The sequence below is a fragment of the Ramlibacter cellulosilyticus genome, assembly GCF_014297465.1.
GTDB classification, from domain to species: Bacteria; Pseudomonadota; Gammaproteobacteria; order Burkholderiales; family Burkholderiaceae_C; genus Ramlibacter; species Ramlibacter cellulosilyticus.
The window spans coordinates 366,124-381,815 of sequence record NZ_JACORT010000002.1 but is presented as its reverse complement, the minus strand read 5'-3'; the positions used below and the strand labels follow the sequence as shown (position 1 = coordinate 381,815).

Annotated in this window: 12 protein-coding genes; 8 read left to right on the top strand and 4 right to left on the bottom strand. The window is 70.6% G+C overall.

Going from position 1 to position 15,692, the window contains the following annotated elements:
- Nucleotides 1-9 precede the first annotated feature (9 nt).
- The 5 genes from glnE (at nt 10) to H8N03_RS07635 (ending at nt 10,199) form a co-directional block, all read left to right on the top strand.
- On the top strand, nt 10-2,805 hold the full coding sequence (gene glnE, locus H8N03_RS07655; RefSeq protein WP_187075562.1) for a bifunctional [glutamate--ammonia ligase]-adenylyl-L-tyrosine phosphorylase/[glutamate--ammonia-ligase] adenylyltransferase: 2,796 nt from the start codon (nt 10-12) through the stop codon (nt 2,803-2,805).
- Nucleotides 2,806-2,943: 138 nt separating this feature from the next.
- Nucleotides 2,944-4,356: an efflux transporter outer membrane subunit gene (locus H8N03_RS07650; RefSeq protein ID WP_187075561.1), complete on the top strand. Its 1,413-nt coding sequence runs from the start codon at nt 2,944-2,946 to the stop codon at nt 4,354-4,356.
- Nucleotides 4,357-4,387: 31 nt separating this feature from the next.
- The gene (locus H8N03_RS07645; RefSeq protein ID WP_187075560.1) at nt 4,388-5,632 is read left to right on the top strand and encodes an efflux RND transporter periplasmic adaptor subunit; all 1,245 of its coding nucleotides are present in this window, start codon (nt 4,388-4,390) and stop codon (nt 5,630-5,632) included.
- The gene (locus H8N03_RS07640; protein WP_187075559.1) at nt 5,629-8,715 is read left to right on the top strand and encodes an efflux RND transporter permease subunit; all 3,087 of its coding nucleotides are present in this window, start codon (nt 5,629-5,631) and stop codon (nt 8,713-8,715) included. The genes H8N03_RS07645 and H8N03_RS07640 overlap by 4 nt, the downstream gene beginning before the upstream one ends.
- A 50-nt stretch (nt 8,716-8,765) precedes the next feature.
- Nucleotides 8,766-10,199: a sulfatase-like hydrolase/transferase gene (locus H8N03_RS07635; protein ID WP_187075558.1), complete on the top strand. Its 1,434-nt coding sequence runs from the start codon at nt 8,766-8,768 to the stop codon at nt 10,197-10,199.
- On the opposite strand, the gene rfaE2 is transcribed toward H8N03_RS07635, so the two are convergent.
- On the bottom strand, nt 10,196-10,687 hold the full coding sequence (rfaE2, locus tag H8N03_RS07630) for a D-glycero-beta-D-manno-heptose 1-phosphate adenylyltransferase (protein WP_187075557.1): 492 nt from the start codon (nt 10,685-10,687) through the stop codon (nt 10,196-10,198). The two genes, H8N03_RS07635 and rfaE2, sit on opposite strands and share 4 nt — an antisense overlap.
- On the bottom strand, nt 10,684-11,541 hold the full coding sequence (locus tag H8N03_RS07625) for a ferritin family protein (RefSeq protein WP_187075556.1): 858 nt from the start codon (nt 11,539-11,541) through the stop codon (nt 10,684-10,686). The genes rfaE2 and H8N03_RS07625 overlap by 4 nt, the downstream gene beginning before the upstream one ends.
- 145 nt (nt 11,542-11,686) lie before the next feature.
- Between H8N03_RS07625 and H8N03_RS07620 the strand changes: the two genes are divergently transcribed.
- Entirely contained in the window at nt 11,687-12,253 is a 567-nt protein-coding gene (locus H8N03_RS07620) for a glutathione peroxidase (protein WP_187075555.1), read from the top strand.
- Between the two features lie 264 nt (nt 12,254-12,517).
- On the opposite strand, the gene H8N03_RS07615 is transcribed toward H8N03_RS07620, so the two are convergent.
- Entirely contained in the window at nt 12,518-13,129 is a 612-nt protein-coding gene (locus tag H8N03_RS07615) for a glutathione S-transferase family protein (RefSeq protein ID WP_187075554.1), read from the bottom strand.
- A gap of 143 nt (nt 13,130-13,272) precedes the next feature.
- On the opposite strand from H8N03_RS07615, the gene purB reads away from it, so the two are divergent.
- Together purB and H8N03_RS07605 are read left to right on the top strand one after the other, a co-directional pair.
- A complete protein-coding gene (gene purB / locus H8N03_RS07610; RefSeq protein WP_187075553.1) occupies nt 13,273-14,652 on the top strand; it encodes an adenylosuccinate lyase in 1,380 nt (459 codons plus the stop codon).
- A gap of 1 nt (nt 14,653) precedes the next feature.
- Nucleotides 14,654-15,214 carry a YaeQ family protein gene (locus H8N03_RS07605; RefSeq protein ID WP_187075552.1) on the top strand — a complete coding sequence of 187 codons (561 nt, stop codon included), beginning with the start codon at nt 14,654-14,656 and terminating at the stop codon, nt 15,212-15,214.
- Between the two features lie 178 nt (nt 15,215-15,392).
- Here H8N03_RS07605 and H8N03_RS07600 read toward each other — a convergent pair whose 3' ends face one another.
- On the bottom strand, nt 15,393-15,692 hold the full coding sequence (locus H8N03_RS07600; RefSeq protein ID WP_187075551.1) for a putative signal transducing protein: 300 nt from the start codon (nt 15,690-15,692) through the stop codon (nt 15,393-15,395).

The following is a 15,692-nucleotide window of genomic DNA, read 5'->3' as shown; positions in this document are numbered from 1 at the left end:
GCAGGAATTATGACCCTGGGCGCCGCGCCGGGTTCTGCAGGCAAGGACACTCCGGCCCCCAACAACGGGGGGGCACCGCACCCGGGAGACACGGGCGCGGAAGATTTACCTTCCGCGGGCCATTCCCGCTTCGTGCAGCGGCTGCGCCGGCGTTACGCCGGGGAACTGTCTTTGTTGCCGCCGGGCGCTCCCGGTTCCGCCGAACTCGCCGGCGCCTACGAAGCCTTGCGCGCGCGCGGGCACGACGTGCCCTCGGCGCTGCGCGTGCTGCGCCAGCTGGTGATGGAGCGGCTCGTCGTGCTCGATTGCGACCGGCAGGCGCCGCTGGCGACGATCACGTCCGCCGTGACCACCCTGGCCGAATTCGCGCTCGACGTCGCCTGCCGCCAGGCCTTCGCCGAGGTCGACGCGCTGCACGGCGCGCCGCTCACGCCGGACGGCCAGCGGGCGCAGCTGTGGGTCGTGGGCATGGGCAAGCTCGGCGCGCGCGAGCTGAACGTCTCCAGCGACATCGACCTGATCTACGTCTACGACGACGACGGCGAGACCGCAGGCACAGGCGAGGGGCGCGGCCGCATCACCAACCACGAGTACTTCGCCAAGGCGGTGAAGGCCATCTTCGGCCTGGTCGGCGACGTCACGGAACACGGCTTCGTCTTCCGCGTCGACCTCGCCCTGCGGCCCAACGGCAACTCCGGCCCGCCCGCCGTCTCGCTCGGCGCCCTGGAAGACTACCTGCAGGTGCAGGGCCGCGAATGGGAACGCTTCGCCTGGATGAAGAGCCGGGTGGTCGCGCCCCGCAGCTGCGTGGAGGACGGGTCCGCCTGCCAGCTGCGCTCGGTCGTCCTGCCCTTCGTGTTCCGGCGCTACCTGGATTACGGCGTGTTCGAGGCGCTGCGCACGCTGCACCGCCAGATCCGCGAGCACGCCGCGCGGCGTGCCGCCGGCCGGCCGGAACGCGCGAACGACGTGAAGCTGTCGCGCGGCGGCATCCGCGAGATCGAGTTCATCGTGCAGCTGCTGCAGGTGGTGCGCGGCGGCCAGTTCCCGGAACTGCGCACGCGCCCGACGCTGCAGGCGCTGGAGCGGCTCGCCGCCGCCGGGCTCATGTCGGAGGAAACGGCGCGCGCCCTGGAGGCTGCGTACGTCTTCCTGCGGCGCGTGGAGCACCGCATCCAGTACCTGGACGACCAGCAGACGCACGTGCTGCCCATGGGGTGCCGCGACGACGACGACGGCTCCGACCTGTCGTGGATCGCCCGCACCATGGGGTACGCGGACTGCTGCCCTTTCCTGCACGAACTGGACGGCCACCGCGAGTTCGTCGCGCAGGAGTTCGACCGCCTGCTGGGCGGCACCACCGAATGCAAGGGCTGCAAGGGCTCCAGCAAGGCGCCCGCACCCGACCTGGACACCCTGATCGAGACGCTGCCGGCGCAGCTGCAGATGCGCATCGAGCGCTGGCGCAAGCACCCGCGCGTGCTCGCCCTGCGCGACGACGCGCGCCAGCGCCTCGCCCGCCTGCTGGGACGCACGGCGCAGTGGCTGCGCGAGGGCCGCGTCACCGAGGAAGCCGCGGTGCGCATGGCCGACTGGATCGAGCCGCTGCTGCGCCGCGAGAGCTACCTCGCGCTGCTGTGGGAACGCCCCGGCGTGCACGAGCGCCTGCTGCGCCTGCTGGGTGCCGCGCGCTGGCCGGCCCGCTACCTGATGCAGCACCCGGGCGTGATCGACGAACTGGCCGGCGCCAGCCTGCTCGAGGAGCGCTTCAGCCCCGGGGACTTCGAGCGCGACCTCGACGACCGCAAGCGCGCGCTGCAGCGCACCGGCGAAGCCGACGACGAGGCCCTGCTGAACCTGCTGCGACGCGCCCACCATGCGGAGCTGTTCCGCACGCTGGCGCGTGACGTCGAAGGCGCGCTGACGGTGGAGGAAGTGGCCGACGAGCTGAGCCTGCTCGCCGACACCACGCTGAAGGTCACCGCGCGCTGGTGCTGGGAGCGCCTGAAGCAGCGGCACCGCGAGACGCCGCTCTTCGCGATCCTGGGTTACGGCAAGCTGGGCGGCAAGGAGCTCGGTTACGGCAGCGACCTCGACATCGTGTTCGTCTTCGAGGACGAGGACGAGCGGGCGCCGGAAGCGTATGCCGCCTACGTGCGCAAGATCATCAACTGGCTGTCGACGAAGACGGCCGAAGGCGACCTGTTCGAGATCGACACCGCGCTGCGCCCCAACGGCAGCTCGGGCCTGCTGGTGACGACCTTCCACGCCTACGCGAACTACCAGGAAGGCCGCGGCAGCAACACCGCCTGGACCTGGGAACACCAGGCCATGACGCGGGCGCGCTTCGTGGCAGGGCTGGAAGCGCTGCGGCCGCGTTTCGACGCCGTGCGCGAGGCGGTGATCACGGCACCGCGCGACGTCGCCGCGCTCCAGCGCGAGATCGTTGCGATGCGCGAGAAGGTGCGCGCCGCGCATCCCGTCAAGCCGGGCCGCTTCGACCTGAAGCACAGCCCCGGCGGCATGGTCGACGCGGAGTTCGCCGTGCAGTTCCTCGTGCTGTCGCAATCGGGACAGCACCCCGAGCTGCGGCCGAACGTCGGCAACATCGCGCTGCTGCAGCGCGCGGAAGCGTCCGGGCTGCTGCCGGCCGGTGTCGGCCAGGCGGCCGCTTCCGCGTACCGCGAGCTGCGCCGCCGCCAGCACCACGCGCGCCTCAACGAGGAAAGCACGCAGGTGGAGCAGGACGGGCTCGCCAGGGAACGCGACGCGATCCTGGCGCTTTCGAAGCACGTCTTCGGCTGAACCTTTCCGGTTACCGGTTGAGACCTTTGTCTCACGCCAGCACCCGGCAGTGTTAGGCTAGCCGGTTTTCGCCGCACGCCACCGCACGAGGGTGGCGGCCGCGGTGCAAGCACGAAAGCCCCGATCGGGGAAGGACCGATGAAGCTTCTGCGCCCCCTCGCGGCGGCCGCCGGCGTGTTGTCGTTGCTCGCCGGCTGCGCCCTCCCTCGTCCGCCGTCCACCACCGCCAGCCCGGCACCGCCGCGCTGGTACGCACCGCTGCCGCATGGCGGCACGCAGGCCGACCTGCGCCAGTGGTGGCGGCGGTTCGACGACCCCCTGCTCGCGGATCTCGTCGAGGCCGCGCAGGCCGCGAGCCCCGACGTGGCCACCGCCGGCGCGCGCATCGCCGAAGCGCGTTCGGCCCGCGTGGCTGCCGGCGCCGCGACGCTGCCCGCGGTGGACGCGAGCGTGAGCGCGGTGCGCGGGAACGCGCAGAGCGGCGTGCCCGCCTTGTCCACGGTCGTGCAGAACTCCGTGCAGGTCTCCTGGGAGGCCGACCTGTTCGGCGGGCTGGGCTCGCGCGTGGACGCGGCCACTTCCCGCCTGGCGGGCGCGGAAGCCGGGTGGCACGAGGCCCGCGTCGCGGTGGCCGCCGAGACCGCCACCACCTACGTCGACCTGCGGACCTGCACCGGGCTGGTGGCCGTCACGCGCAACGACGCCGCCTCGCGCGCCGAGACCGCGCGGCTCACGCGCCTGAGCGCGGACGCCGGCTTCACCGCGCCCGCCGTCGCAGCGCAGGCGCGCGCGAGCGCCGCCGAAGGCGCGGTGCGCGTCACGCAGCAGCAGGCACAGTGCGACCTGCTGGTCAAGGGGCTCGTCGCGCTCACGGGCATGGCGGAGCCCGAACTGCGCCGCCGCCTCGCCGCGCCCTGGGAGGAGCCCGCAGGCATAGGCCGCGTGGCCGTTCCCTCGGTGCCTGCCGCGCTGCTCGCGCAGCGTCCGGACATCTACGCGGCCGAGCGCGAAGTGGCGGCAGCCAGCGCCGACGTCGGCGCCGCGCGCGCCGACCGCTTCCCGCGCCTGACGCTCACCGGGCAGATCAACAACGGCTGGATCCGCGTCAACGGCCAGACCAGCAACGCCCGCACCTGGGCTATCGGCCCGCTCGCGGTGACGCTGCCGCTCTTCGACGGTGGCCGGCTTGCCGCCGCAGAGGACGCCGCCGCGGCCCGCTACGAAGAGGCGGCCCTGCTCTACGCGGCACGCGTGCGGCTGGCCGTGCGCGAAGTGGAGGAAGCGCTCGTCAACCTCGACAGCGCCATTTCGCGCAGCGAGGACGTGCGCACCGCCTACGAGGGCTACCGCGCCTCCTTCCTCGCCGCCGAGGCGCGCTACCGCAGCGGCCTGGGCAGCCTGATCGAGATGGAGGACCAGCGCCGCCTGGCCCTCGGCGCCGAACTGGCGCTGGCCAACGTGCAGCGCGACCGCCTCGCGGCCTGGATCGCGCTGTACCGCGCGCTCGGCGGCGGCTGGGAACGACCGGAACCGCCGCTCGCGCAGCAGTGAGACACCACGAGAACAAGGAAGAAGAACAGTGATGCATCGAGCGAATCCGCTGGCCGCCGCCGCCCTGGCGCTGGCCGTCCTGGCAGGCTGCGGCGACAAGGCCGAGGACGCGAAAAAGGCGCAGCCCAAGCCCGCCCTCACGGTCACGACGGTGACGCCGCAGCAGGTGATGCTGCCCGTCGTGCTGGCGGCCAACGGCAACCTCGCGGCGTGGCAGGAGGCGAGCGTGGGCGCGGAGGCGAGCGGCCTGCGCATCTCCGACGTGCTGGTGAACGTCGGCGACCGCGTGCGCCGCGGGCAGGTGCTCGCGCGCTTCGCGGCCGACACCGTGCGCGCCGAGGCGGCGCAGGCGCAGGCGGCCGTCGCGGAAGCGGAAGCAGCGGCGGCCGAGGCGGCGAACAACGCGGCGCGCGCGCGCACGCTGCAGCAGACCGGCGCCATGAGCGCGTCGCAGATCAACCAGTACCTCACGGCGGAAAAGACGGCGCAGGCGCGCGTGGAAGCGGCCCGCGCCCAGTTGCAGCAGCAGCAGGTGCGGCTGAACCAGACGCAGGTGCTCGCGCCGGACGACGGCGTGATCTCCGCGCGCACCGCGACGGTCGGCGCGGTGGTGAACAACGGCACCGAGCTGTTCCGCCTGATCCGCAAGGGCCGCCTCGAGTGGCGGGCGGAAGTGACGTCGTCGGAAATCGCGCGCCTCACGCCCGGAACGCGCGCGCTCGTCACCGCGACGAGCAACGCGCGGCTCGAAGGGCGCGTGCGCACCATCGGCCCCACGGTGGACCCGCAAAGCCGCATCGCGATCGTGTACGTGGACGTGAACCCGCTGCCCGGGCCGGCTGCCGGCAGCGCGCGCGCGGGCATGTTCGCGCGCGGCGAATTCGACCTCGGCGCGCAGCCTGCGCTGACCGTGCCGCAGCAGTCGCTCGTGGTGCGCGAAGGCTTCAACTACCTGATGCGCGTGCTGCCCGACAACCGCGTGAACCAGGTGAAGGTGCAGATCGGCCGCATCGCCGGCGACCGCGTGGAGGTGCTGTCCGGCGTGGACAGCAGCACGCGCATCGTCGCCAGCGGCGGCGGCTTCCTGAACGAGGGCGACCTCGTGCGCGTCACGAACGGTCCGGCGCCGACGGCCGCTGCAGGCGCGGCTTCGGCGCCCAACCCCACCGCGCCGGCCGCTGCAGCCGTCGCCTCGGCGGCCGCGAAGGTCGCATCCGCCGCGGCGCTCACCGCGTCCGCGGCAGCCTCCGTGGCGAGCCAGGGGAACAAGCCGTGAACGTCTCCGCGTGGTCGATCCGCAACCCGATCCCGGCGGTGATGCTGTTCGTGCTGCTCACGTTCGGCGGGCTCCTGTCCTTCAAGGCGATGAAGGTGCAGAACTTCCCCGACATCGACCTGCCCACGGTGATGGTCACCGCCTCGCTGCCCGGCGCCTCGCCTTCGCAGCTGGAGACCGACGTCGCGCGCAAGCTCGAGAACTCGATGGCCACCATCCAGGGCCTGAAGCACATCACGACCAAGGTGCAGGACGGCGTTGTGACGCACACGGTGGAGTTCCGGCTGGAGAAGCCGGTGCAGGAAGCCGTCGACGACGTGCGCTCCGCCGTCGCACGCGTGCGCTCCGACCTGCCGGCGGACCTGCGCGACCCCATCGTCAACAAGCTGGACCTCGCGACGCAGCCGATGCTCGCCTTCACCATCGCGTCGCCGCGCATGGACGAGGAGGCGCTGTCCTGGTTCGTCGACAACGACCTGTCGCGCCGCCTGCTCGCGGTGCCCGGCGTGGGCGCGGTCAACCGCGTGGGCGGCGTGAACCGCGAGATTCGCGTGGCCGTCGACCCGCTCAAGCTCGAGGCGCTCGGCGTCACGGCGGCGGACATCTCGCGCCAGCTGCGGCAAGTGCAGACGGAGAGCGCCGGTGGCCGGGCGGACGTGGGCGGCGGCGAGCAGCCGGTGCGCACGCTCGCCACGGTGCAGACGGCGCGCGAGATCGGCCAGCTGCAGATCGCCATCGGCGGCGGCCGCAGCATCCGGCTGTCGGACGTGGCGGAGGTCACGGACACCATCGCCGAGCGCCGCGCGGCCGCCTACCTGGACGGCAAGCCGGTGGTCGGCTTCGAAGTCTCGCGCAGCCGCGGCGAGAGCGAGGTGCAGGTCGGCGCCGCCGTGCGCCAGGCGCTCGACCAGCTGAAGGCGCAGCACCCGGACATCCAGCTCACGCAGGCCTTCGACTTCGTGACACCCGTGGAGGAGGAGTACGAAGGCTCGCTGCACCTGCTGTACGAGGGCGCCATCCTCGCGGTGGTGGTCGTCTGGCTGTTCCTGCGCGACTGGCGCGCCACCTTCGTCTCGGCGGTGGCGCTGCCGATGTCGGTGATCCCCGCCTTCATCGGCATGCACCTGCTCGGGTTCTCGATCAACGTGGTGACGCTGCTCGCGCTGTCGCTCGTGATCGGCATCCTGGTGGACGACGCGATCGTGGAGGTGGAGAACATCGTGCGCCACCTGCAGATGGGCAAGACGCCCTACCAGGCCGCGATGGACGCCGCCGACGAGATCGGCCTTGCCGTGATCGCCACCACCTTCACGCTGATCGCGGTGTTCCTGCCGACGGCCTTCATGAGCGGCATCGCCGGCAAGTTCTTCAAGCAGTTCGGGTGGACCGCGGCGCTCGCGGTGTTCGCGTCGCTGGTCGTGGCGCGCATGCTCACGCCGATGATGGCCGCCTACATGCTGAAGGACGTGGCCTCCGGGCACCACGAGCCGAAGTGGCTGCGCCTCTACATGCGCGCCGTGACCTGGAGCATGAAGCACCGCGTGAAGACGATGGTGCTCGCCACGCTCTTCTTCATCGCCTCGGTGCTGCTGATCCCGCTGCTGCCCACCGGCTTCATCCCGCCCGACGACAACTCGCAGACGCAGGTCTACATCGAGCTGCCGCCCGGCTCCACGCTGGAGCAGACGCGTGCCGCCGCCGAACAGGCGCGGCTGGCCGTCATGCGCGTCAAGCACGTGAAGAGCGTCTACACCACCATCGGCGGCGGCGCGGCCGGCGGCGACCCGATGGCCAACGTCGGCGCGGCCGAAGCGCGCAAGGCCACGCTCACGCTCGTCCTGGACGAGCGGGGCGAGCGGCCGCGCAAGCAGGGCATCGAGAACCAGATCCGCACCGCGCTCGAGCCGCTGCCGGGCGTGCGCACGAAGGTCGGCCTCGGCGGCTCGGGCGAGAAGTACATCCTGGTGCTCACCGGCGAGGATCCGAAGGCGCTGCAGCAGGCCGCCGTGGCGGTGGAGAAAGACCTGCGCACCATCCCCGGCCTGGGCCAGATCGCCTCCACCGCGAGCCTGATCCGGCCGGAGATCGTCGTGCGGCCCGACTTCGCGAAGGCGGCGGACCTCGGCGTGACCAGCCAGGCGATCGGCGATACGCTGCGCATCGCCACCACCGGCGACTACGACGTGGCGCTGCCCAAGCTGAACCTCGCGCAGCGGCAGGTGCCGATCAACGTGCGCCTCGACGACGCGGCGCGCCAGGACCTCTCCGTGCTGGAACGCCTCTCGGTGCCCGGCGCACGTGGCACGGTGATGCTGGGACAGGTGGCGACGCTGGAGCTCACGGGCGGGCCGGCGGTCATCGACCGCTACGACCGGTCGCGCAACGTCAACTTCGAGATCGAGCTCTCGGGACAACCGCTCGGCGAAGTGGCCGAAGCCGTGCAGCAGCTGCCCTCGGTGCGCAACCTGCCCGCCGGCGTGCGCGTCGCCACCGTCGGCGACGCCGAGATGATGGGCGAGCTCTTCGCGAGCTTCGGCCTGGCCATGCTGACCGGCGTGCTCTGCATCTACATCGTGCTGGTGCTGCTGTTCAAGGACTTCCTGCACCCGCTCACCATCCTGAGCGCGCTGCCGCTGGCGCTGGGTGGCGCTTTCGTCGGCCTGCTGGTGGCGCAGAAGAGTTTCTCCATGCCATCGCTGATCGGCCTGATCATGCTGATGGGCATCGCGACGAAGAACTCGATCCTGCTGGTGGAGTACGCGATCGTCGCGCGGCGCGAGCAGGGGCTGTCGCGCTTCGACGCGCTGCTCGACGCCTGCCACAAGCGCGCCCGTCCCATCATCATGACCACCATCGCGATGGGCGCGGGCATGCTGCCGATCGCCATCGGCTTCGGCGCGGCGGACCCGAGCTTCCGCTCGCCCATGGCGATCGCGGTGATCGGCGGACTGATCACCTCCACGGCCCTGAGCCTGCTGGTGGTGCCCGTCGTGTTCGAGTACGTGGACGATGCGGAGCATTTCGCCGGCCGCGTGAAGGACCGCCTGAAACGCGCCGTGCGGCGGCGTCCCCGCGCCGCCTGACGCCGGCGGGTGGACGGGGCGGCCGGAGGCGGCTATACCCCAGGCTGCCCATGCTGCCCCCGTCCTGGTCCCTGCTGCGCCTTGCCGCCTACCTCGTGCCGTTCATGGCGATCGGGGTGCTGTACTGGCTGCATGCGACCTTCGGCGACGTCACGGTCGACCAAGCCTTGTGGCACCTGCAGTACGCCGAGGGCGCTGCGATCCGGATCAGCGAGATCTTCTACGTCGAATGCGCCGTCTACGGCTTCGTCCTCCCGCTGGTGGCAGCCCTCGTGGTCTCGCTGGCGCACCTCGCCATCGCGCCCTACCTGGGGGGCTGGCCCCGCAAGCTGCTGCGCGCCGGCCCGGCCGCGGCCGGCTTCGCGGCCGTGGGGCTGTTCTGCGCGCAGTTCTCCGTGGTGTCGTACGCAGCGGCGTACCTGGAGCCCGACCGCTTCGCCCAGGAGTACGTCGACCCTTCGCGGGTGCAGCTGGTGCCCGAACGCCGCCGCAACCTCGTGCTGATCTACGCGGAGAGCATGGAGGCCAGCTACGGTGACGCGCACATGTTCGGCCGGGACCTGCTCGCCCCCTTGCACGCGCTGGGCGGCCGCAGCTACGGCTGGTACCGCCCGGCCGTGGGCGCCACGTGGACGATGGCCGGCATGGTCGCCACCCAGTGCGGCGTGCCGCTCAAGGTGTACTCCGAGGTCGACGTGCGCCCGCGCGGGGAGGACCGCGTCTTCCTTCCCGGCGCGCACTGCCTCGGCGACGTGCTGCAGGCGCGCGGCTACCGCAACGTCTTCATGGGCGGCGTCTCCCTCTCCTTCGCCGGCAAGGGCCGGTTCCTGAAGGACCATGGCTACCAGGAAACCTGGGGCCGGGACGAATGGGAAGCGAAGGGCGCGCGGCCCGAGGAATTCAACGCCTGGGGCATGTGGGACGGCAACCTGTTCCAGCGCGCGAAGGAACGCCTGGACCAGCTGCACGCCTCCGGCCAGCCCTTCAACCTGACGCTGCTCACGCTCAACACGCACAACCCGTTCGGCTTCCTCTCGCCGCGCTGCCGCGCGCGCGGCGTCGACACTTTCGAGGGCATCGTCGGCTGCAGCGCCGAGCGCATCGCCGAGTTCATCTCGTACGCACGCGAGCGCGGGTACCTGGAGGACACCGTCGTGGTGGTGATCGGCGACCACCTCGCCGTGCCGAACCCCGTCTACGACAGGCTCGTGCAGGCGCCGCGCCGCGGGATGTTCAACCTGTTCCTCGGCAAGGACCTGCCACCGCCGAACCGCGACGAGCTGCTGCCCTTCGACCTGTTCCCGACGCTGGTGGAGTTGACGGGCGCGCGGGTGACGGGCGACCGGCTCGCGCTGGGCTATTCGGCGGTCGGCCACGCGGAGGCGGATCCCCCGCCGGATCGCGCGGAGGCGTGGGCCCAATCCGCCATGCGGCCCTCGAGCCGCTACGACCTGCTCTGGGACGCGCGCGCGTCCGACGACTAGGAGCCTGCGCGGATGCGCTCCACCAGGCGCGTGGTGGAGTAGCCTTCGACGAAGGGGATCGCGAGCGAACGTCCCCCGTAGCCTTCCACGAGCGCCGTCTCGGCGAGCTTGCGCATGTCGTAGTCGCCGCCCTTCACGTACACCTGCGGCTTCAACTCGGAAAGCAGCTGCACGGGCGTGTCCTCGTCGAACCAGGTCACGAGGCTCACGGATTCCAGGGCCGCCATGACGATGGCGCGGTCGGCTTCGGCGTTGAGGGGCCGGTCCGGGCCCTTGCCGAGGCGGCGCGCGGAGGCGTCGGTGTTCAGTGCGACGACGAGGCTGCCGCCGAGGGCGCGCGCCTGCGCGAGGTAGGTGACGTGCCCGCGGTGCAGGACGTCGAAGACGCCGTTGGTGAAGACGACGGGCCCCGGCAGCGAGGCCATGCGGGCGGCGGCTTCGCGCCGCCCGACGATCTTGTCCAGGAAGGCCGGCCCGGTCGTGGTCATGCGGGGTCCGGGACGGCGCCGCCGCCCAGGCTTGCCTGCAGTTCCTTGCGGTAGCGATTGAGCTCCTGCACGCTCTTGAAGCTGCGGTCCATGAGCAGGCTCATGTTGTGGAGGATGCGCTCCACCACCTTGTTTTCCCACACCGCGTCGAACTTGATCTGCGTGTCCAGCCAGTGCTCCAGCCATTCGGGGTTGGGCAGGCGCGACTGGATCGTGTCGCGCGGGAAGAGCGCCTTGTTCACGTGCAGGTTGGTCGGGTGCAGCGCCTGTGCGGTGCGGCGGGCGCTGGCCATCAGCACGCCCACCTTGGCGAAGGCGGCCTTGGCCTCGACGCCGAAGTTCGCGATGGCGCGCTTCATGTAGCGCAGGTAGGCGCCGCCGTGCCGCGCCTCGTCCTGGCTCAGGGTCTGGTAGATGTGCTTGATCACCGGCTCGGTGTGCCACTCGGAGGCGCGGCGGTACCAGTGGTTCAGGCGGATCTCGCCGCAGAAGTGCAGCATCAGGGTCTCGAGCGCGGGCGCGGGCTCGAACTCGAAGCGCACCTCGTGCAGTTCCTGCTCGGTCGGCACGAGGTCGGGGCGGAAGCGGCGCAGGTATTCCATGAGCACCAGCGAGTGCTTCTGCTCCTCGAAGAACCAGATCGACATGAAGGCGGAGAAGTCGCTGTCGTCGCGGTTGTCACGCAGGAACATCTCGGTGGCGGGCAGCGCGGACCACTCCGTGATGGCGTTCATCTTGATCGTCTGCGCCTGTTCCTCGGACAGCAGCGACGCGTCGAACTTGTCCCACGGGATGTCCTTGTCCATGTCCCAGCGGACGGACTCGAGTTGCTTGAACAGTTCCGGATACAGCATGTCAGGCCTTCTTGTAACCCTTTATTTTAGGCCGGGCGCGGCCCGGCTGCTCGTCGGCGGCCCTTGCCGGCCGTCCGGCAAGGACATCCTGCCGGAGGGGCCGTGTGCTGGACACACCCGTGGCCCGGGGCCAAGATCGCGCCCCATGGCCCGATTCCTGTCCGCCCTCCTGCTCGCCGCCGCCTTCGCCGGCCCCGCCGCCGCGGCCGGTGCCCCGGCCGCGGCCGCGTGCCCCGCGCTGCTGCAGCACACCTTCCCGCGCCTGCAGGACGAGAAGCCGCAGTCGCTCTGCCAGTACAGCGGCCGCGTGCTGCTGGTGGTGAACACCGCCAGCTTCTGCGGCTTCACGCCGCAGTACGAAGGCCTGGAGAAGCTGCACGCCCGTTACCGGGAGCGCGGCCTGGTGGTCCTGGGCTTCCCCTCCAACGACTTCGCGCAGGAGAAGGGCAGCAACAAGGAGATCGCCGACTTCTGCGAGAACACCTTCGGCGTGAAGTTCCCGATGTTCGGCAAGAGCGCGGTGCGGGGCAGCGACGCGAACCCGCTGTTCCGCGAACTCGCGGCGCAGACCGGCCGGGCGCCGCTGTGGAACTTCTACAAGTACCTCGTGGGGCGGGACGGCAAGGTGATCGGCGTCTACAGCAGCATGACCAGGCCGGAAGACCGCGACTTCGTGCAGGCCCTGGAGCAGGCGCTCGCCGCCCACAAATAATAGGGACGGCGGCCCGCAGGCCGCCGTCGGAAGAAAAATGCTGCGAAGCGCCCCTTGACGAAGGAGGGAGGGAGGGAGGAGGAGAAGAGTCGCCTCGGGATTGCATCCGGAACGGGGTTCACGGATGACTTCGCAGCAGCAAAACTGGTGAGCGGAAAGTCCCTGCCTCTATGCCCTCATGGACTCGTCCGGCGCGTCACCGGTTCCCCGCCGCGAATGGCTGGGCTGGTAAATTTTTGTGAAGGCCGGGGGCCCGGCCCTGGATCAGGGCTGCGTGTCGGTGAAGCTCGGCCGCTGCATCAGCTTGTCCTGCAGCTTCGCGAGGTTCGGGTACGTGGTGCGCCAGCCGAGCTCCGGGAAACGGAAGTCCGCGTAGCCGAGCGCGCAGCCGACGGCGATGTCCGCCAGGCTGAGGTAGATGCCGGCGCAGAAGGGCTTCTCGCCCAGGCCCTGGCTCATCGCCTTGAAGCTGGCCTCCGCCTTGGCGAGCTGGCGGTCGATCCAGGCCTGCGAGCGCTCGCCCTTGGCCCGGCCCTGCCAGTGCGACTCGAGCCGCGCGAGCACCAGCGCGTCCATCACGCCGTCGGCCAGCGCCTCCCAGGTCTTCACCTCGGCACGCTCGCGGCCCACCGCGGGAATCAGCTTGCCGACCGGGGACAGCGTGTCGAGGTACTCGACGATGACGCGCGAATCGAACAGCGCCTCGCCGCCTTCCATCACCAGGCAGGGCACCTTGCCCAGCGGGTTGGACTGCATGATGGTCGTCTCGGTGGCCCAGACGTCTTCCTCGACGAACTGGTAGTCCAGCTTCTTCTCGGCCATCACGACGCGCACCTTGCGCACGTAGGGGCTGCTGGTGGATCCGATCAACTTCATGGGCGCGGCCTGCTGTTCGAGTTCTGGGAAGAAGGGACGGGGGGAGCGTTTCATTCTAGGGGAAGAGCTTTGCGGCGTTGTCGTGCACCCGCGACAAGGCCCCGCGCCCGGCTCGCGCAAACGCGGCGCCTACAATCCGCCCCATGCCTCTCTCCCCGATTTCCGCGCTGTCGCCCCTCGACGGCCGCTATGCCGCGAGACTGGCAGCGCTGCGCCCGCTGATGAGCGAGCAGGGCTACATGCATCGCCGCGTGCAGGTGGAGGTGTGCTGGTTCATCGCGCTGTCGGATGCGGGTTTTGCCGAATTCAAGCCACTGACCCCGGGTGCGCGCACGTACCTGCTCGGCCTCTGCAAGAACTTCTCCGAGGCGGACGCCGCCGCCATCAAGGAGATCGAGAAGACCACGAACCACGACGTGAAGGCCGTGGAGTACTGGATCAAGTCGAAGTTCGAGGCCCGGCCCGAGCTGCGTGCGGCCAGCGAGTTCGTGCACTTCGCGTGCACCAGCGAGGACATCAACAACACCAGCCACGCGCTGCAGCTGAAGGCCGCGCGCGAGCAGGTGATGCTGCCCGCGCTGGACGCCGTCATCGACAAGATGCGCACGCTGGCCCACGAGTACGCCGACGTGCCCATGCTCAGCCGCACGCATGGCCAGACCGCGAGCCCCACGACGGTGGGCAAGGAGATCGCCAACGCGGTGGTGCGCCTCGCCGCCGCGCGCGAGCGCATCGCGGGCGTGAAGCTCATGGCCAAGATGAACGGCGCCGTGGGCAACTACAACGCGCACCTCGCGGCGTGGCCCGGCTTCGACTGGGAAGCCTTCGCGCGCAAGGTGGTCGAGAGCCCCGAGCCGCTGGGCCTGGGCCTGACGTTCCAGCCTTACAGCATCCAGATCGAACCGCACGACTACATGGCGGAGCTGTTCGACGCGGTCGCGCGCGCCAACACCATCCTCATCGACTGGTGCCGCGACGTCTGGGGCTACATCAGCCTGGGTTACTTCAAGCAGAGGCTGCGCGAAGGCGAGATCGGCTCGTCGACGATGCCGCACAAGGTGAACCCGATCGACTTCGAGAACGCCGAAGGCAACCTCGGCCTCGCGAACGCGCTGCTCAGGCACCTGTCGGAGAAGCTGCCGGTCTCGCGCTGGCAGCGCGACCTGACCGACTCCACGGTGCTGCGCAACATGGGCGTCGCCCTGGGCTACGCCGCGCTGGCCTACCACTCGCTGGGCATCGGCCTCGCGAAGCTGGAGCTGAACGAGGAGGCGCTGCGCGCCGACCTCGACGCCGCCTGGGAAGTGCTCGCGGAGCCGATCCAGACCGTGATGCGCCGCTACGGCGTGCACGGCGCCTACGAGCGCCTCAAGGAAGTCACGCGCGGCAAGACCGTCGCGGCCGAGGACCTGCACGGGCTGATCCGCGGCCTGGAGATCCCGCAGGAAGAGAAGGACCGGCTGCTCGCGATGACGCCGGCGTCGTACATCGGCAAGGCGGCCGAACTCGCCCGCCGCTGCTGAAGTGGCGCTCAAGTCCACCGTCTTCAAGGCGCAGCTCGCGGTCGCCGACATCGACCACGCGTACTACGCCGACCACGCGCTGACGCTCGCGCGCCACCCCAGCGAGACCGACGAACGCATGATGGTGCGCCTCGCCGCGCTGGCCCTGCAGGCGCACACCCTGCAAACCGTGTGCGGCGGCGACGGCACGCTCGCCTTCGGCAAGGGCCTCTCCGATCCCGACGAGCCCGATGCCTGGCTGCGCGACTTCACCGGCGCCACGCGCCTGTGGATCGAGGTGGGCCAGCCGGACGAAGTCGCCATCACCAAGGCCTCGCGGCAGGCGGACCAGATGGTGCTGTATGCCTTCAGCCACGCGGCGGAGGTCTGGTGGAAGGGCATCGCCAGCAAGCTCACCCGCCTGCAGAACCTCGCGGTCTGGCGCATTCCCGCGGAGACCTCGAAGGAACTGGAGAAGCTCGCGGAGCGCTCGATGCAGCTGCAGGCGACGATCCAGGAAGGCGTGCTGATGCTCGGGAACGGCGAGCGGCACGTGGATATCGAGCCGGTGCGGTGGATGTGACGGTGCGCTGGATGTGACGGTGGATGGACGCTGGGGTGCGCTTCGCGCAACCCAGCCTACGGGGGGAGTTCGCCGCGTCCGAGCATCCATCCCCAGCGATCCCGCCCCACCCCCCGACTCAAGCGTCCGTAGGCTGGGTTGCGCGCAGCGCACCCCAGCAATTCCGGCACCCCTCTCCTCAAGGCATCGCCCGCCCGCAATTCCAGCACGACTCGAACCCGCCCTCCACCAGTTCCCCGCACGCGCACTTCCACCGCCTCTGCGGCAGGCTCAGCAGCGCGTCGATCAGCGCCTTCGCCTGCGCGAGCTGTTCGTCGAAGGTGACCCACACTTCCGGCAGGCACTGGTCGGGCGGGATCTCGCCGGCGACCCCGCTCAGGAACTGGCGCTGCACGCTGGCCGCGATGCCCGCCTCGCGCAGCAGGTCCGCCCAGAGCGCCGCGATGGCGAGGTTGGGGGCCTGGCGCACGCGGCGCAC